17 protein-coding genes and 1 pseudogene are annotated in these 17,746 nt (G+C 53.0%); 10 read left to right on the top strand and 8 right to left on the bottom strand.

Annotation, left to right across the window (positions count from 1 at the left end; all coding sequences use genetic code 11):
- Positions 1 to 25: 25 nt before the first annotated feature.
- Positions 26 to 532: a thiol peroxidase gene (tpx, locus tag AC2FAJ_RS04000; RefSeq protein ID WP_153655755.1), complete on the bottom strand. Its 507-nt coding sequence runs from the start codon at positions 530 to 532 to the stop codon at positions 26 to 28.
- A gap of 108 nt (positions 533 to 640) precedes the next feature.
- Between tpx and ycjG the strand changes: the two genes are divergently transcribed.
- Positions 641 to 1,606 carry an L-Ala-D/L-Glu epimerase gene (gene ycjG, locus AC2FAJ_RS03995; protein ID WP_193358179.1) on the top strand — a complete coding sequence of 322 codons (966 nt, stop codon included), beginning with the start codon at positions 641 to 643 and terminating at the stop codon, positions 1,604 to 1,606.
- On the opposite strand, the gene mpaA is transcribed toward ycjG, so the two are convergent.
- Positions 1,597 to 2,310 carry a murein tripeptide amidase MpaA gene (mpaA, locus tag AC2FAJ_RS03990; protein ID WP_485453849.1) on the bottom strand — a complete coding sequence of 238 codons (714 nt, stop codon included), beginning with the start codon at positions 2,308 to 2,310 and terminating at the stop codon, positions 1,597 to 1,599. The two genes, ycjG and mpaA, sit on opposite strands and share 10 nt — an antisense overlap.
- Before the next feature lie 185 nt (positions 2,311 to 2,495).
- On the opposite strand from mpaA, the gene AC2FAJ_RS03985 reads away from it, so the two are divergent.
- Positions 2,496 to 4,112, top strand: coding sequence for a peptide ABC transporter substrate-binding protein (locus AC2FAJ_RS03985; RefSeq protein ID WP_047364991.1), 1,617 nt, complete (start codon positions 2,496 to 2,498; stop codon positions 4,110 to 4,112).
- Positions 4,113 to 4,213: 101 nt separating this feature from the next.
- Here the strand turns inward: AC2FAJ_RS03985 and AC2FAJ_RS03980 are convergent, their stop codons facing one another.
- The gene (locus AC2FAJ_RS03980; RefSeq protein ID WP_485453848.1) at positions 4,214 to 5,143 is read right to left on the bottom strand and encodes an aromatic alcohol reductase; all 930 of its coding nucleotides are present in this window, start codon (positions 5,141 to 5,143) and stop codon (positions 4,214 to 4,216) included.
- Positions 5,144 to 5,285: 142 nt separating this feature from the next.
- Here AC2FAJ_RS03980 and AC2FAJ_RS03975 point away from each other — a divergent pair, with 142 nt between their 5' ends.
- Entirely contained in the window at positions 5,286 to 6,185 is a 900-nt protein-coding gene (locus tag AC2FAJ_RS03975; RefSeq protein WP_047364994.1) for a LysR family transcriptional regulator, read from the top strand.
- Positions 6,186 to 6,375: 190 nt separating this feature from the next.
- On the opposite strand, the gene AC2FAJ_RS03970 is transcribed toward AC2FAJ_RS03975, so the two are convergent.
- The 3 genes from AC2FAJ_RS03970 to AC2FAJ_RS03960 all read right to left on the bottom strand — a co-directional run bounded on the left by AC2FAJ_RS03970 (position 6,376) and on the right by AC2FAJ_RS03960 (position 10,045).
- The gene (locus AC2FAJ_RS03970; protein ID WP_032644880.1) at positions 6,376 to 6,516 is read right to left on the bottom strand and encodes an Ecr family regulatory small membrane protein; all 141 of its coding nucleotides are present in this window, start codon (positions 6,514 to 6,516) and stop codon (positions 6,376 to 6,378) included.
- Positions 6,517 to 6,590: 74 nt separating this feature from the next.
- A complete protein-coding gene (locus tag AC2FAJ_RS03965; protein ID WP_047364996.1) occupies positions 6,591 to 7,823 on the bottom strand; it encodes a sensor domain-containing diguanylate cyclase in 1,233 nt (410 codons plus the stop codon).
- 92 nt (positions 7,824 to 7,915) lie between these two features.
- Positions 7,916 to 10,045, bottom strand: coding sequence for a putative bifunctional diguanylate cyclase/phosphodiesterase (locus AC2FAJ_RS03960; protein WP_485453847.1), 2,130 nt, complete (start codon positions 10,043 to 10,045; stop codon positions 7,916 to 7,918).
- Between the two features lie 454 nt (positions 10,046 to 10,499).
- Between AC2FAJ_RS03960 and AC2FAJ_RS03955 the strand changes: the two genes are divergently transcribed.
- The 4 genes from AC2FAJ_RS03955 to dbpA all read left to right on the top strand — a co-directional run bounded on the left by AC2FAJ_RS03955 (position 10,500) and on the right by dbpA (position 14,637).
- The gene (locus AC2FAJ_RS03955; protein WP_060571758.1) at positions 10,500 to 11,642 is read left to right on the top strand and encodes a methyl-accepting chemotaxis protein; all 1,143 of its coding nucleotides are present in this window, start codon (positions 10,500 to 10,502) and stop codon (positions 11,640 to 11,642) included.
- Positions 11,643 to 11,796: 154 nt separating this feature from the next.
- Entirely contained in the window at positions 11,797 to 12,780 is a 984-nt protein-coding gene (gene zntB, locus AC2FAJ_RS03950) for a zinc transporter ZntB (protein WP_028013350.1), read from the top strand.
- A gap of 273 nt (positions 12,781 to 13,053) precedes the next feature.
- On the top strand, positions 13,054 to 13,236 hold the full coding sequence (gene ynaL, locus AC2FAJ_RS03945) for a proline-rich small protein YnaL (RefSeq protein WP_071993717.1): 183 nt from the start codon (positions 13,054 to 13,056) through the stop codon (positions 13,234 to 13,236).
- Positions 13,237 to 13,263: 27 nt separating this feature from the next.
- The gene (gene dbpA, locus AC2FAJ_RS03940) at positions 13,264 to 14,637 is read left to right on the top strand and encodes an ATP-dependent RNA helicase DbpA (protein ID WP_047365000.1); all 1,374 of its coding nucleotides are present in this window, start codon (positions 13,264 to 13,266) and stop codon (positions 14,635 to 14,637) included.
- A gap of 42 nt (positions 14,638 to 14,679) precedes the next feature.
- Here the strand turns inward: dbpA and ttcA are convergent, their stop codons facing one another.
- Positions 14,680 to 15,615, bottom strand: coding sequence for a tRNA 2-thiocytidine(32) synthetase TtcA (gene ttcA, locus AC2FAJ_RS03935; RefSeq protein WP_028013348.1), 936 nt, complete (start codon positions 15,613 to 15,615; stop codon positions 14,680 to 14,682).
- Between the two features lie 49 nt (positions 15,616 to 15,664).
- A pseudogene (locus AC2FAJ_RS03930) lies at positions 15,665 to 16,210 on the bottom strand (site-specific integrase); the annotation flags it as partial.
- A 138-nt stretch (positions 16,211 to 16,348) separates the two neighbouring features.
- Between AC2FAJ_RS03930 and AC2FAJ_RS03925 the strand changes: the two are divergent.
- From AC2FAJ_RS03925 to AC2FAJ_RS03915, 3 genes are all read left to right on the top strand, one after another.
- Positions 16,349 to 16,786, top strand: a complete 438-nt coding sequence (locus tag AC2FAJ_RS03925; protein WP_248112342.1) for a hypothetical protein — start codon at positions 16,349 to 16,351, stop codon at positions 16,784 to 16,786.
- A 15-nt stretch (positions 16,787 to 16,801) separates the two neighbouring features.
- Complete coding sequence (locus AC2FAJ_RS03920) at positions 16,802 to 17,083, top strand: tail fiber domain-containing protein (protein WP_346729862.1); 282 nt, start codon at positions 16,802 to 16,804, stop codon at positions 17,081 to 17,083.
- 241 nt (positions 17,084 to 17,324) lie between these two features.
- Positions 17,325 to 17,744, top strand: a complete 420-nt coding sequence (locus AC2FAJ_RS03915) for a translesion error-prone DNA polymerase V autoproteolytic subunit (RefSeq protein WP_041909723.1) — start codon at positions 17,325 to 17,327, stop codon at positions 17,742 to 17,744.
- The last annotated feature ends 2 nt before the right edge of the window (positions 17,745 to 17,746 follow it).

Raw genomic sequence — 17,746 nt, 5'->3', positions numbered from 1 at the left:
AGCGGTATAGAATGCTAAGTAATGATTATGCTTTCAGCTTTTCCAGCGCGGCGGTGTAATCCGGCTCGGTAGTGATTTCGTTAACCAGTTCGCTGAAGATGACAGTGTCGTTTTCATCAAGAACCAGTACCGCGCGTGCTGCCAGGCCTTTCAGAGGGCCTTCGGCGATGCAGACGCCGTAGTTTTCGAGGAAATCCGGGCTGCGCAGGGTGGAGAGGGTGATAACGTTGCTCAGGCCTTCAGCACCGCAGAAGCGCGACTGGGCGAACGGCAGGTCAGCAGAAATGCACAGCACAACGGTGTTGTCCATTTCAGTTGCCAGCTGGTTGAACTTACGCACGGATGCGGCGCAAACACCGGTATCAATGCTCGGGAAAATGTTCAGCACTTTGCGTTTGCCCGCAAACTGAGCCAGTGTGACGTCAGACAGATCTTTAGCCACCAGAGTAAAAGCCTGCGCTTTGCTGCCAGCCTGCGGAATGGAACCTGCAACAGCAACCGGGTTGCCCTGGAAATGAACGAGTTGTGACATAGATATCTTCCTGTTTACATATAGTTAACGTCGGGGCTAGTGTATGCCATCCGCGGATAACACGGCAAACCAAATTTTTTCGCCTTTCCGGGCTGCAAGGAGTCAGTGATGAGAAGCGTTAAGGTCTATGAAGAAGCCTGGCCATTGCATACCCCGTTTGTGATCTCCCGCGGCAGCCGAAGCGAAGCCAGCGTGGTGGTCGTTGAAATCGAAGAGGATGGTTTTAAAGGCGTAGGGGAGTGTACGCCTTACCCGCGCTATGGTGAAAGCCTCGCGTCAGTGATGGCGCATATCATGACGCTGGTGCCAGACCTGCAAACCGGGCTCACGCGCGAGGCATTACAGCATCGTTTGCCCGCCGGGGCCGCACGTAACGCCATTGATAGTGCGCTCTGGAGTCTGGAGGCGGCGAAACAGCAGCAACCCCTGACAGCATTGCTGGGCGTGGCGCTGCCGGAATCGGTCGCTACCGCGCAAACGGTAGTGATTGGCGAGCCGGAACAGATGGCCGCCAGCGCCAAAGCGCTTTTTGACGCCGGGGCCCGGCTGCTGAAGGTGAAGCTCGACGATCGTCTGATTAGCGAGCGGATGGTCGCCATTCGCGCGGCGGTACCCTCAGCCACGCTGATTGTTGATGCCAATGAATCATGGCATCCAGAAGGGCTGGCCGCCCGCTGTCAGCTGCTGGCCGACCTGGGGGTGGCTATGCTGGAGCAGCCTCTGCCAGCAAAAGATGACGCGGCGCTGAAGAACTTTATCCATCCGTTGCCCGTTTGTGCGGATGAAAGCTGTCATACCCGCGCGAGCTTGAGCGAGCTGCAGGGTCGCTACGAGATGATTAATATTAAGCTCGACAAGACCGGCGGGCTGACAGAGGCGCTGTCCCTGGCGGCAGAAGCCCGGGCGCAAGGTTTTTCACTGATGCTGGGCTGTATGCTCTGTACATCCCGGGCAATCGGTGCGGCGCTACCGCTGGTCAATCAGGTCCGTTTCGCCGATCTGGACGGCCCGACGTGGCTGGCGGTTGACGTCTCTCCCGCGCTCCATTTTACCAGCGGCGTGCTTCATCTCTGAGGCTGCCAGCGTAAAAGATCCACCATGGCTTTTAAGTATTTTTCGCTGGCCTCGTCGGAGGAGATCGGCGGGAATTCAGCGGTTATGCAGGGCAGGCTCAAATCGGCGCACCAGCTACCGAAGGAGCCTGGCGTTTCATAGCCCACGCTGGTCACGAGCGGCAGGGCGAAAGCGTCTGCCAGCCACGCGCCAAGCTCGGAGTGACGCGGATCTTCAATACAGGCCAGCGGATCGTGGAAGGAGACCACCCACGCGGGGTGGATCTTATGGATAAGCTGGCACAGCGCCTGGGTTTCCGGCTCTGACCCCGGCTTATCTCCCGTTAGCAGAACCACATCACGCTCCTCGGCGGAGTTGTTCCAGCGATACACCGTTTCCCCGGCGCGCCAGTTTGCTGATGGAAAATTACGGTTTAAGTCAACGCCTCGCGCATTGGCGCGAAGACCCAGCTGGCAGCCGTCCGGGTTAACCGCCAGAATCACGTGATGACGTCGCAATGAAGGCGTCAGCGTCCGCAACGCGCAGGAAAGCGTCACGATGGAGGAGTTTTCATCCCCGTGCGTGCCGGCAAGAATCAAGCCGCTTTCGCGGTCTGCGTCGGGGGCGGGGAACCAGATCAGCGATGCGCCTAAAAAGGAGCGGCCATATTGCTCAGCGCCCGGCGGAAAGGCGCCGCGTTCCGCTCTCGGTCGGGTGGTTGCCATACGAAATCCTGATAAAGAAGTCACTACTGGCAGTGTTGTGCAAAACCCGCTGTTAATCAAATAGTTTCCGTAATGGCTAAGAATTGCCTTGAATCACTATTCAGGCGTAAGTTATTTGCATTTCTCTTTGTCGAAACAAATAATTACGCATCTGCTTAATACCTGAATTCATTAAAGGGGATCTTATGAAGCATCCTGTTTCGCGTCTTTTTGCCGCACTATGCCTGTGCGGGCTCTCTTCACTTTCTTTCGCAGCTGACGTGCCGCAGGGCACTGCGCTGGCGCAAAAACAAGAGCTGGTCAGGCATATTAAAGACGAGCCGGCTTCGCTGGACCCGGCGAAAGCCGTGGGGTTGCCAGAGATTCAGGTGATTCGCGATCTCTTTGAAGGCCTGGTTAATCAGAATGAGAAAGGGGAGCTGACGCCGGGCGTGGCGACACGCTGGCAGAGCAACGATAACCGTGTCTGGATGTTTACCTTACGCGATGACGCGAAATGGTCCGACGGCTCCCCTGTCACCGCCCAGGATTTTGTCTACAGCTGGCAGCGTCTGGTTGACCCGAAAACCACCTCTCCGTTTGCCTGGTTTGCCGCGCTGGCGGGAATTAATAACGCGCAGGCCATTATTGACGGCAAAGCCGCGCCCGATACGCTGGGTGTGACGGCGGTGGACGCCAGAACGTTACGCGTTCAGCTGGACAAACCGCTGCCGTGGTTCAGCAACCTGACGGCGAACTTTGCTTTTTATCCAGTACAAAAAGCTAACGTCGAAAGCGGTAAAGAGTGGACGCGACCGGGCGCGCTGGTGGGGAATGGGGCTTACGTTCTGAAGGACCGCGTGGTGAATGAAAAACTGGTTGTGGTGCCCAATACGCACTACTGGGACAATGCCAAAACGGTACTGCAGAAGGTGACCTTCGTGCCGATTAATCAGGAATCGTCGGCGACCAAACGCTACCTGGCAGGGGATATTGATATTACCGAATCGTTCCCAAAAAACATGTATCAGAAGCTCATGAAGGACATTCCGGGGCAGGTTTATACGCCGCCTCAGTTGGGAACGTATTACTATGCGTTTAACACGCAAAAGGGCCCAACTGCCGATGCCCGCGTCCGTCTTGCGCTGAGCATGACTATCGACCGTCGCATTATGGCGGAAAAGGTGTTAGGCACGGGAGAGAAACCCGCCTGGCACTTCACCCCAGACGTGACGGCAGGGTTCACTCCGGACGCCTCGCCGTTTGAGCAGATGTCGCAGCAGGAGCTGAACGCCCAGGCCAAAACCTTGCTGCAGGCTGCAGGATACGGTCCTCAGCGCCCGCTAAAGCTGAACCTGCTGTATAACACTTCGGAAAACCACCAGAAAATCGCTATTGCGGTGGCCTCCATGTGGAAGAAAAATCTCGGTGTGGATGTCAAACTGCAAAACCAGGAGTGGAAAACCTATATCGATAGCCGTAATACCGGTAACTTTGATGTGATCCGCGCTTCATGGGTGGGCGATTACAACGAGCCATCAACGTTCCTGTCATTGTTGACCTCCACTCACAGCGGCAATATCTCCCGCTTTAATGACCCTGCCTACGATAAGATCGTCCAGCAGGCGACGCTGGAAACCACCGCGAAGGCGCGCAATGCGGACTACAACATGGCGGAGAAAATCCTTATGGAGAAGGCGCCCATCGCGCCAATTTATCAGTACACTAACGGTCGTCTGATTAAGCCCTGGGTGAAGGGCTACCCCATCAATAACCCGGAAGACGTGGCATATAGCCGGACGATATATATTGAAAAGCACTAATCAGTACCGGTTGCCTGTTAACGCAAGGTAACCACGGCTAAACCAAAAGCTGGCGCGGCTGACAGCGCCAGTTTTCATTAGCGTTCTGAAAGGTGATGTCCTCAAATGACGGTTTTTAGCCATGACGATATATCCTGGGTCGGCAGATTATTCTGTACATTCCAGGTATCTTTCATCGGCCACCATACACCGTCTCCCCTGGCGAAGGCCGTGCGATAGCCTGTCATCGTATCATCCGGTTTCAAACGCAGCTCATCCAGTAACGCAGAGAGGGGTAATACGTCTTTAGTGAACGTTTGGCCGGTCACACGTTCAACGGTTTCTGCCAGTTTTCCGTATGAGGTTGTTTCACCTGCGACAAATATCACTTCATTTACGATCCGCGGCTTATGCAAATAAATTTCGGTGGTGAGTCGGCCAATATCCGCAGGTGATGTCACGGTGACCTGTGTGTCCCATCCTCCGAGCGCATTAATGGTTTTTTCGGATAAATTCACCACATCAAATGCCGGTTCGAAGAGAAAACTGGTAAACATGCCGGTTGAAACAATCACCCATTCCGTCGCGTTCTGTTCCCGCAGTAGCGTCCTGACATCATACTGCTCGTCCCAGACGGGCTGACCGCTCCCTTTGCCTACCACATCGTAATTCACGCCAAACTGCCAGGGAAAATAGCGTTTAACGCGAGCCTCCAGTACCGCGCGAGTAATCTTTATCTGTGTTCCCGCGCCAGCGACAAACCCCATGCAGTTGATAACAGTATCAAAATCCGCGAAGTGGTTTTTTAACGCGTCAATCGTGCTGGCAGCGACATCGACAGAGATAAATTTGGTCCCTGCATCAGCCAGTTTTTGATGCGTTTCGGACTGAAGCTTACCCCGGCTGTCCCTGGCGCCGGGCGATACGATAACGGAGACAGCGCCGTCGCGCTGCGTGACTGCCGGAACCAGATACTCCAGCACGGCAGCGCCCAATTGTCCTGCACCAAGCACTAATACTTTTTCGCCTGTCGTGATATCACGTTCTTTCATACTGAGCCTCTCTTTGTTAAATCGCTTGATTACTTCAACTTGAGCAAGGTTATGTCAGATGGCTGCATTCGATAAGACGACAAGCATAAGTTAGACTGTTCGTAAAAATGGGATAATCGATCTTTTCAGGCGCGGTGGGAATATGGATAAACTGGAATCAATGCGGGTATACGTTTGTGTGGTCGAGACCCACAGCTTCGCCAGGGCGGCAGAAGTGCTGGGGCTACCGCGCTCAACCGTATCGCGGGTCGTTAAGGAGCTGGAGACATACCTGGGCATTCAGCTTTTACAGCGCACCACCCGGAAACTCAGCGTGACCGCAGAAGGCCGACGCTACTATGACGAGAGCAAACGGCTGCTGACGGATATTGCGACAATGGAGTCTTCCTTTCCCGGCAGATCCGCGCAGCCAAGAGGCCGTTTTAAAGTCGGGATGCCGCAGTCTCTCGCCCGACATTGCATTCTTCCCAGTCTCCCTGAATTTCTCCGCCAGTATCCCGAGCTGGAGCTGATACTCTGTTCCAGCGATAACGTGGAGGACATTATTCAGGAAGGGTATGACTGCGTGATCCGCACCGGGAGGATAGAAGATTCAACGACGCTGGTCGCGCGCCCTCTGGCGAACTTCAGATGGGTTGTTCTGGCTTCTCCGGGCTATATAGCCGCCTGTGGTAAGCCGGAAAATCTCGACCAACTGGGAAAGCATTACGCAGTCGGCTACCTGAACCACCGCACCGGGCGTACCATTGACTGGTTTTTTACGCGTGATGACGGCGATTGTGCAATCCGCATGAAAGAGACGCTGATCGTTGATGACACCGACGCCTATATCCAGGCCGGAATTCAAGGGCTCGGATTAATTCGCGTGGCCAGCTATCTGGCTGAACCGTATCTGAAGAGCGGGGCGTTGGTCCGCTGTATGGAGGACGTCTCTTTCGATTTACCGCTTTCGCTTGTCTATCCACAAAACCGCTATCTCCCGCCTTCGGTACGCGCCTTTTATGACTGGAGCAGAGCGGTGCTACACCAACATGGAGACTGACAGGCGAAAACCCTGGTTTTGCTTAATAGTCGGAAATAAAAAAAGCCCGTCAGAGAACGGGCGAAATAAGCAAATGATTTAGTGATTCGTTATCAACATTGTTGGAGGATAACGCCGCGTATCTTACGTGGCTGAGGGCAATGCAGATACCTGACAGATTCGGTAGGTGAAACAATAAATTAAACGTGCACTACAGTGCGTCAAAAGTGGGGTAGAGACTATTTTCCAGATATTCAACGAAAAACCAAATCTCACCGCTGAAAATAAACCATAAGCCAAATATAATAAGCAATAAAATAATTAAGGTGAGTATTATTTCTGTCTTTCCCATTGTTGCCACAACCCACCCGTCGTTAATTTACTTAAGCTGGGCATTGTAGCGGGGCTTTTCACGATACTCCAGTTTCATGCCGCAAGGACTTTATTACGCCCATCGTTTTTGGCGCGATAGAGCGCATCGTCGACACGTTTAAACAGCGCGTCAATACTCTCTTCCGGGTCATGCCGAGCCACGCCAATACTGACGGTAAAGCGTGGTAAGCCTGGGAGGGTAATATGGGTGACCGCCGCACGGACGGATTCGGCAATCTTCAGCGCCGTTTCGAGAGACGTACGCGGCAACAGGATGACAAACTCTTCACCGCCCCAGCGGAACACCAGGTCATCTTGTCTGCTGCAGGCTTCCAGCGTTCGGGAGAGGGCGATGAGCACCTCATCACCCTTCAGGTGACCAAAGAGGTCATTGATGTTTTTAAAATGATCGGTATCCACCAGCAGCAGGCTAAATTGCTGCTGGGCGGAGAGGTGGCTCAGGTTGGTTTGGTCGATAACGTTATAAAACTGACGTCGGTTAAGTAACCCCGTCATCGAGTCACGTAATGCAGCATTTTCCAGCTCCTGCTCAAGCCTCTTTTGCTCAGTGATATCATGGATTATGCACAGCATCAGTTTGTCACCGTAGATTTCAATGGGTCCCGCGTAGGTCTGGACGTGGCGGGTGGTGCCATCGGCAAGGCGGTGAATAAAATTAAGCGGCTTATGTCCGCCGGGCAGCGCGGCGATCTCCGTCATGATGGGCATGACGCCTCTGCCAAGCGTGTTAATTTCCCAGGTGTGCTTCCGGCACATCTCATCATGTGAATAACCGTAAAAGCTGAGCGCGGCCAGGTTTGCATCGACAATTTGCCCGTCACGGGCAGGATCGATTAGCAACATTGGTGCGCTGTTGGTCAGGAAAAAGCGGGCGTAAAACCCCTGTTTTTTGCGTTGATAGGTTGCGGAACGGCTGGCTTTCAGGCCTGAGGGGGCGTGCGAAGAGATCCCTTCGAAAACGATAACATCACCATCCGGCGTGACGTGGGTGATGGAGAGGCGACAGCTTATCGGTACGTCCTGCCCGCCCCGGCTAACTGTCCAGATCTCGACAATATCGTGATCGTTCTTCAGTTCAGGAACATACATCGAAAGTACGGTTTGCGCACTTGCAGAACAGGACCCTTTACGCAGGTCATTCAGCGTTTTATTACCCGTTAGCTGTATTGCGGCCACATTTGCAAAAATAATCTGTTCCGAAACAGGAGAAATGAGCCACACGGGCGTTTTAATTGCATTAAGCGCATCAAAACTATTTTGCGACATAGTATTTTCCTGTTCATCGGCACGATACGCCTGGCAATCATGGCAGAACTGACCCGCATGTACTCCCTTGAAACATACTCTACTCAATCCCGTCAGGCATGATTTTTTTGTGAAATAAATTCGGGGTCCGTTTGAATTTTACTTATGGGTATAATTTGTTTATCTGAGTTTTTTTGTAGCAGCAGCCACGGAACCTGTTCAGCGGGCAAGGGGCGGGAGAAAAGGTAGCCCTGGAGATAGTCACAGCCGAGGCTGGTCAGTATTGCCTGCTGTTCGTCCGTTTCAATCCCCTCGGCAACGACAGTCATCTCCATGGTGCGGGCAATACTAATAATGGTTTCCACCAGCTTGCGGCTTTTTTCATTTCCCAGCATAGAGGACACAAAGCTCTTGTCGATTTTAAGCTCTTTTGCCGGAAGAACGCTCAGCATCAGCAGGTTGGAATAACCCGTGCCAAAATCATCAATAGAGACGGTGATCCCCGCATGGTTAAAGGTGTTGAGCAGCTCGATGCTGCGGTCGAGATTTTTTAGCGCGGTACTCTCCGTGACCTCCAGGATCAGCCTTGAGGGCGACAGTTTATATTTATCCAGCATGGACGATACGATGTGAAAGATATCCGGCTGTTCGAACTGAATAGGTGATAAATTGAGTGATAACGTCCACTGGCTGAAACCTTGTTCAGTCCAGAAATGAAGCTGCCGACACGCGGCTTCAATAGCCCAGTTGCCAACCGGAATAATCAAACCCGTTTGTTCCAGAGTGGGTAAAAACATACCTGGCAGCAAAACGCCTTGCTCCGGATGCCGCCAGCGCAGAAGAGCCTCAAAACCGTGGATCGTCTTATCTTTAGCATGCCAGGTTGGCTGATACCACAGTTCAAACCGATCGCTTTCCAGCGCCTGATAAAGTTCCTGCAGAAAACCCGGCTGCGCCGGAACCGCCGTTGACATCTCAGGGCGGTAAAACGCCCAGCCGTTACGACCTTCTTGCTTAACGTGGTGTAAAGCGGCATCCGCCTTAAACTTCAGTTCATGCAGCGTTTCGCCATCCTGAGGATAAAGGCTTACACCCGCGCTGAGGGTGGTACTCAGCGTATGTCCGCAAAGGGATAGCGGACGGCGCATATCCGCGAGCAGCGTCGTGAGCAGGGTAGTGAGCTTTTCTTCGTCGCATTCGGGAACCAGCAGGATAAAGGCATCCCCACCCAGCCTGGCCAGCGTCATCTCACGGGTAAGTAGGGAGGTGATGCGCTGGGCAATGGTAATTAATAACTCATCACCGACGCTGTGGCCCCAGGTATCATTCACGCGTCTGAAGCGATCGACATTCAGAAAAATCACGGCAAATTGTTTGTTACTTAGCAAGGCGCTGTGCAGACAATTCTGCATTCGGATATCCATCTGCTGGCGGTTTGCAAGGCCGGTGAGAGCGTCAAAGCGAACCTGTAGCTCAAGCTGACGGTTGAGTTGGCGCAGATTGTCCGTCAGACGGCTGGTCCGCCAGTGCGAATCGATAAGCGAAATAATTAACATCATGCCGAGCAGGGAGAGCGTGGTGACGGAAACCCAGATGGATAACCCCAGCTCGCTGACCCCGCCGGGGAGCGTATGCGCCATCTCATGGAAATGCGCGGCGCTCATGCCCGTAAAGTGCATCGCGCAAATGGCAGCGCCCATGACTAACGCGGCGAGAATGCGAGTCACAAAGACCCCTTTGTGCTTATCTCTAAGGCGAAAAGCCAGCCACAGCGCCACGCCGGAGGCGACCACGGCAATCATCACGGACACACCCACAATGCGCCGATCCCAGAGGATGCTTCCTTCCAGCATCAACGCGGCCATGCCGATATAGTGCATAGCGACCACGCCAGCGCTGAGGATAACCGTGGCGAAGAACAGCCGAAAGGGAGAGAGGTGTTTGCCCGTAACGGCAATATTTATTGCTATCGTGGAGGCAACGATCGCCACGCCGAGAGACGCAAGGGTTAGCCATAGGTCATAGCTCATCATCATCGGCATTTGCATCGACAGCATACCGATGAAGTGCATTGACCAGATCCCGATGCCCAGCGTGATCCCGCCGGCAATGCGCCAGAACAGAGCCGCTTTACGGCTGGAAAGGGGAATTTTCCCGGCGCTGTCCAGGGCCACAAAGGAGGCGATAAACGCCACCAGATAAGAGACAGCGATCAACACAGGGTCCCACGATATATTGAGCATTATGCAATCCCACGCCTGAGAGGGTTACCGATTTTGCCGGCCGGCACGTCTTTATCTGGCAACGAACATGCGCATTCAAACCATATTAGTTATTTATCGTGGAAAATAGCCACTTATATAAAAGGTCAAACTTACCCGAAATATAAAATATATTCTTTATGTTAATACATTAAGTACTGCTAAACATAGCCGATAGATTGTAGCAAAGCGTCTTTAATATGTGTGCATATGGACCGTTGTACCGCAGATAATGGTATCGCTTCAGGGGGCTTTGGACCAGCAATACAGCATATGGGGCATGACATTTCTACTAAAACCCCTTTTTTATCTGACTTAAGTTAAATACAGGGTGGGTAACGGCGAAACGAGAAACCAGCGTATTATGTGAGGACAAACGCAAAAGTGAATGCTATAAATCTAAATGCCGACCAAAATATAAGTTGTGGGTAAAATCATGCTAAGAAATATTAGTGTCAGGACCTTCATTGCCTGGTTCCTGCTGTGCCTGTTTTTAGTGAATGCAGGTATCGTTGTTCTATTTTCCAGCAATCTTCCTCTTTTCGTTTCGATTAATCTGGTCAATTTCGTTGGATTATTTTTGCTCTGGAGTTATATGACGAAGTTTCTTGTGACGCCGATCAATACTGTGAAAAAAAGTATTGAAGAAGTGACCGCAGGCAACTTAGGCGTCTCTATCCCCGAGTTTGGCAATAACTGCGCGGGGCGATTAATTCCCGGGATTAATACTCTTTCCAGCAACATCGCTACGCTGGTGCGTGAGATCAGGGCATCATCACAAAACGCCATGGCCTTGTCGGATCAACTCTCTTCCCGCAGTGCTCAGCTCTCGGTGAAAACAGAGCAACAGTCTGCGTCTCTGGTGCAAACTGCGGCAAGCATGGAGCAGATGGCGGCAAGTACCCGAAACAATGCCGATAATACCCGGCTGGCGAGCGAGCAGGCGAATGCCGCGACGCTGCAGGCGCGTAAGGGCGGAGATCTGATGGAACAGGTTGCCAGCAATATGCAATCCATTACCGAGTGCGCGCAGCAGATGACGGAAATTATCTCCCTGATCGACGGGATTGCATTCCAGACGAATATTCTGGCGCTTAATGCGGCCGTCGAGGCCGCGCGGGCGGGCGATCACGGGAAAGGGTTCTCCGTGGTCGCAGAGGAAGTCCGAAACCTGGCTCACCGCAGCGCCGAGGCGGCGAAAAACATCAAAACGCTGATTGACGTTACCAGTAGTAATGTCACCCAGGGTGCCAGCGTTGTGTCGGAAGCGGAGAAGAATATGCGTGACATCGTGACCGGCTCCGGCAACGTCAGCCGGTTAATGGACGAAATTTCTACCTCAACCGCAGAGCAGGAGAAGGGCATTTCCCAGATCACGCTGGCGCTGTCCGAACTGGAGCGGGTCACGCAAAGCAACGTGGCGATGGCGGAGGAGCTCAACGGTTCCTCTGATGTGCTGCGTAATCAGGTGATCGAACTGCAGACGCGGACCCGAAATTTCAGGCTGGACCAGGGGCACCCCTCGTCACCAGTAGCCAGCCCTGTTTCGTACCATCAGCTCCCCGAGCACTCTCATTGACAGCTTCCCGAAGCCTGGCATGACAGGCTTTTTTATTCCCAAAATATAGCGTGTACAATTCCTGAGCGATTTCAGCGCGATGCGAAACATAGTTGTTGCTTAACCCCTGATGGAAGCTAGACTGACATCGAAAGAGCCAAACAGGGGAGGCGCTGTGGAGAGCATTAAAGGATCCGAACTTAACGTTCCTGACGCAGTTTTTGCGTGGGTGCTGGACGGTCGCGGCGGTGCCCGACCGCTGGAAGATGATGATGTCATTGATAAAGAGCATCCCTGCTGGCTACATCTGAACTATACCCACCCGGACAGCGCTGACTGGCTGGCCTCGACTCCGCTGCTGCCTAACAACGTACGTGATGCGCTGGCGGGGGAAAGCCTGCGGCCTCGCGTAAGCAGGATGGGTGACGGGACGCTTATCACCCTGCGCTGTATAAACGGCAGCACGGATGAACGTCCCGATCAGCTGGTTGCAATGCGCGTCTATATGGACGATGGGCTAATTGTTTCCACACGTCAGCGTAAGGTTCTGGCGCTGGATGACATTGTGAACGACCTCAAAGAGGGGACCGGACCGGTTGACTGCGGCAGCTGGCTGGTGGACGTCTGTGACGCCCTGACCGATCATGCGAGCGAATTTATTGAAGAGCTGCACGATAAAATCATCGACCTGGAAGATAATCTGCTCGATCAGCAGATCCCGCCGCGCGGCTTTCTGGCGCTATTGCGCAAGCAGCTGATCGTGATGCGTCGGTATATGACGCCACAACGGGATGTGTATGCCCGTCTGGCCAGTGAAAGACTCAACTGGATGAATGACGATCAGCGCCGCCGGATGCAGGACATTGCTGACAGGCTGGGCCGCGGGCTGGATGAGATCGATTCCTGTATCGCCCGAACGGCGGTGATGGCGGATGAAATCGCACAGGTGATGCAGGAGTCGCTGGCGAGAAGAACCTACACGATGTCCCTGATGGCGATGGTCTTTTTACCCAGCACATTTCTGACAGGGCTTTTTGGCGTCAATCTGGGTGGTATACCCGGCGGCGAATATCGGTACGGCTTTACCGCGTTTTGCGTCATGTTAGTTGTTTTGATTGGTGGTGTTGCATGGTGGTTGCATCGTAGTAAATGGCTGTAAATTTACGATTTTTTCACCTTTTTCGAGGATTAAAACGCTCTTTTAATTGAGCAAAGTCAATAAACATCACCCCCGTAAGGTGCAATATTACTCCCGCAGGTGAATGCAACGTCAAGCGATGGGCGTTGCGCTCCATATTGTCTTACTTCCTTTTTTGAATTACTGCATAGCACAATTGATTCGTACGACGCCGACTTTATAGTCGGCTTTTTTTTGCCTCCTGTTTCTCAGCGTCTACCCTAAAAGGGACGACAGCAAATCCTGGAGGGAAAGATGAGCATTTTACTCGCTCTGCTACTGCAACACGCGCGTCAGTCCGATCCTGTCCCCACCGATCCCGTGCCGATGCCCGATCCCATTCCGCGTCCGCAGCCGATGCCAGACCCGCCGCCGGACGAAGAACCGATTAAATTGTCGCATCGAACCCCGAGATCTGCGAGGATACGCGCCATCTGACCGTAAAGATGACCACGAGAGATTATTGTGACCGCTTTTTCTACCCTGAATGTTCTGCCTGCCGCCCAACTCGACAACCTCAACGAGTTGGGATACCTCACGATGACGCCTGTTCAGGCGGCCGCGCTGCCCGCTATCCTTGAAGGCCGGGATGTGCGTGTGCAGGCGAAAACGGGCAGTGGGAAAACGGCCGCTTTCGGTCTTGGTCTGCTGCAGCATATTGACGCGTCGCTGTTTCAGACCCAGTCACTGGTCCTGTGCCCGACCCGCGAGCTGGCAGACCAGGTCGCGGGTGAACTGCGTCGCCTGGCGCGTTTCCTGCCCAATACCAAGATCTTAACCCTCTGCGGTGGGCAGCCGTTTGGCGCACAGCGCGATTCGCTCCAGCACGCGCCGCACATTATTGTCGCGACGCCCGGCCGCCTGCTTGATCACCTGCAAAAAGGCACCGTTTCGCTCGATGCCTTAAGCACGCTGGTGATGGACGAGGCGGACAGGATGCTGGATATGGGCTTCAGCGATGCCATTGATGAAGTGATCCGCTTCGCGCCGGCCGGGAGGCAGACGCTGCTGTTCTCTGCGACCTGGCCTGAAGCCATCGCCGCGATCAGTGGTCGCGTGCAGAATAATCCGCTCACCATTGAGATCGACAGCGTCGATGCTCTGCCGGCCATCGAACAGCAGTTCTTTGAAACCTCGCAGCAGGGAAAAATCCCGCTCCTGCAGAAACTGCTGAGCCAGCACCAGCCTGCGTCATGCGTGGTGTTCTGTAATACCAAAAAAGACTGCCAGGCGGTTTGTGATGCCCTGAATGCGGTGGGGCAGAGCGCGCTGTCGCTGCACGGCGACCTGGAACAGCGCGATCGCGATCGGACGCTGGTGCGCTTTGCTAACGGCAGCGCGCGCGTGCTGGTGGCGACCGACGTGGCCGCCCGCGGTCTGGACATCAAATCCCTTGAACTGGTGGTGAACTATGAACTGGCCTGGGACCCGGAAGTGCACGTCCATCGTATTGGTCGTACCGCGCGCGCCGGAAACAGCGGCCTGGCCATCAGCTTCTGCGCACCGGAAGAGGCGCAGCGTGCCAATATTCTTGCTGAAATGTTGCAGATCAAGCTGAACTGGGTGAACGCGCCGGGCAGCATCAAACTCGTGCCGCTGGAGGCCGAAATGGCGACGCTGTGCATTGATGGCGGCAAAAAGGCCAAGATGCGACCGGGGGATGTGCTGGGCGCACTGACCGGAGATGTGGGGCTGGAAGGGGCGGATATCGGGAAAATTGCGGTTCATCCGGCACACGTGTACGTGGCGGTTCGCCAGGCGGTTGCGCATAAGGCGTGGAAGCAGCTGCAAAACGGCAAGATTAAAGGCAAAACCTGCCGCGTACATCTGCTGAAATAAGGCATAAAGCGTCTCAGAAGGTCTTTCTGAGACGCCCATCGCTTATTTCACTTCAAGCACGTTCAGACGCAACTCTTCGAACTGATTGTCCTCGTCTTCCGGCTGCCAGCCCGCAGGCTGCATTGGGATCTCTTCCCGGTCAAACGCCAAATCGCCACCATTCACCACCTCCGAGCCGTGGTTGATACCTTTGAAGTCGAACAGCTCTACGTCAGCGAGGTGGGAAGGAACCACGTTCTGCATCGCGCTGAACATGGTCTCAATACGGCCCGGATAACGTTTGTCCCAGTCGCGCAGCATGTCGCCGATCACCTGACGCTGCAGGTTCGGCTGTGAGCCGCACAAATTGCATGGAATGATCGGGAACCCTTTCGCCTGAGAAAAACGCTCAATGTCTTTTTCCCGGCAGTAGGCAAGCGGGCGGATCACAATATGCTTGCCGTCATCGCTCATCAGCTTAGGCGGCATGCCTTTCATCTTGCCGCCGTAGAACATGTTCAGGAACAGCGTTTGCAGGATATCGTCGCGGTGATGGCCCAGCGCAATTTTGGTCGCGCCCAGTTCCGTTGCGGTACGATAGAGAATGCCGCGGCGCAGACGGGAGCAAAGCGAGCAAGTGGTTTTCCCTTCCGGAATCTTCTCTTTCACGATGCCGTAGGTGTTTTCTTCGACGATTTTATACTCAACGCCCAACTGCTCCAGATATTCCGGCAGAATGTGCTCCGGGAAACCCGGCTGTTTCTGGTCAAGGTTGACCGCCACCAGGGAAAAATTCACCGGCGCGCTTTGCTGAAGATTACGCAGGATCTCCAGCATGGTGTAGCTGTCTTTACCCCCTGACAGGCAAACCATGATGCGGTCGCCTTCTTCAATCATGTTGAAGTCTGCAATGGCTTCGCCCACGTTACGGCGCAGGCGCTTTTGCAGTTTATTCAGGTTGTATTGCTCTTTCTTTGTATTTGATTGATTTTCTTGCATTTGTTACTACCTTCGGAGCCAGTAGGGGCATAATAGGGGCAAAAATTATTCAGCGTGCCAGCTTATCGTTAAGCATCAGCACCTGTTCGCCATTCATCTCTTCAATCCACGCACCGTAGACTTCATAAACCATTTGCGCGTTTTCATGCCCCATCTGGCTGGCTATGAAAGACGGGTTAGCGCCGGCAGATAAAAGCCAGCAGGCAAAAGTATGCCGCGTATGGTACGGATTCCGGCGGCGAATACCAGCACGTTTTACAGCTGCGTTGAATCTCGCACCGATGCTCGATAAAGAGTAGTAGGCTTTCTGTTCTCCTTTGCGCATCCGGGGTATGAAAACGAATCGCAGGCTTTGATATTCCACTGCGCCATACTCGCGATGATTAAAGACAATTTCGGTTTTAGGCTGCAGTGCCGTCAGCTTGCGTTGTGCTTTCAAGGCTTCAAGTGCCGGCTCTAAAAGGGTGATAACCCGGTTACCTGCTTCGGTTTTTGGTGGGCCGAACATGCCCAAGGCATTAAGATTGCGCTGTATATGAGCCGTACCTTTTTCCCAGTCGATATCTTCCCAGGCAAGAGCTGCGAGCTCCCCATGAAGACGGTCCGGCTGAAAATTATGTTAACTGGCTTTCTGGTAACTACTATTCTGGCACATGGAGGCTTGGCGCTGTACGTGGGTCAGGACCCGATTTAGCCCGTGTACAAATGAACATCTATGATGGTGTAAGTACCAATGCTGATTTCCGCTGGTACCCATACGGAGCGTTTCAGTCAAAAACCCATATTGGCCCTGGGGAAGGATACGGTGGCGGTTACCAAGATATTGTTAACGGCTACAGCACGAACACATCGTTTGCACGCCCAAACCTATCAACTCCAAACGATAGTGGATTTGTACCATTTGGCAGGTGGCATACCTATTGCTCAGGGGGGGTATCACGCCGTTACCGCTCTTGGATCTATTTCCCAGGGGAAAAGCAACTGGCCATCTATTGAACTTGTAACCATTGGTGATAGCGGATCTGCAGGAACGCGTATTTTCTCGTTTAATACCGTTACCGCGGATATTTCAGTTTCAGGCAGTGGTGGTTTTGGGGGCAATTATATTTTCTCTAAACAACCAAACTGTGATATCGAACTGAAACATAGTGTGAAATACGATGATGGTTAACAGTCATACGAGAATATCAAGAAATTCCTGCCAGCAACTTACGTATACAACGATGACCCTTTGGAGAGAGTTCGCCGAGGTGTTATCGCTCAGGATGTCATGAAGATCGACAGTGAGTACGTAACGTTGGTCCCTGCAGCACCGAAATTTGATGGTGAAGGCAACAGGGTTGATGCTGACGATACGTTAGCGCTGGATAGCAACGTCATCATGCTTGATACCGTGTTGGCACTGAACTACGTCATTAAACAGCTGGAGGCAACACAGAAAGAGCTCCAGGAGCTTAAGCAAAAATAGCGGAATCATGAAGACTTAGCTTTCAGCCGCAGCCCGTTCTGGCATTTAACGGGCTTTGTCTCCCTCAGATCTGCTTACATCTGCGCCATTATTGAAAAATTTACAAAAGAGATAATTCGAAACGAGAGATAAACTTAGAAACGAAACGGCGAAGCTTTAAGCAGTGACGATAGGGCCTGTATCTTGCGGACACTTACAAATAAAACTACTGTATATAAAAACAGTATTTGAGGTGTATGCAATGGAATTCATCAGGCCAACAGAACTGCGAGAAATTATCGCTCTTCCGCTTTTCAGTGACTTAGTACAGTGTGGTTTCCCAAGCCCCGCAGCTGATTACGTTGAACAGCGCATCGATCTCAATGAGTTACTTGTCGCTCATCCGAGTTCAACTTATTTCGTCAAAGCCGCAGGTGATTCTATGATCGAAGCAGGGATCAGCGACGGTGATCTGCTGGTGGTGGACAGCTCCAGGACTGCTGAGCATGGTGACATTGTCATCGCCGCGGTGGAAGGGGAGTTCACTGTTAAGCGTTTGCAGTTACGCCCGACCGTTCAGCTCAACCCTATGAATAGCGCCTACAGTCCTATAGTTGTTGGCAGCGAGGACACCCTGAACGTCTTCGGCGTCGTGACTTTTATCGTTAAATCGGCGAGCTGAAC

It is taken from the genome of Enterobacter cloacae complex sp. 385G4 (assembly GCF_057320665.1).
This window is presented reverse-complemented; position numbering and strand designations above follow the sequence as displayed.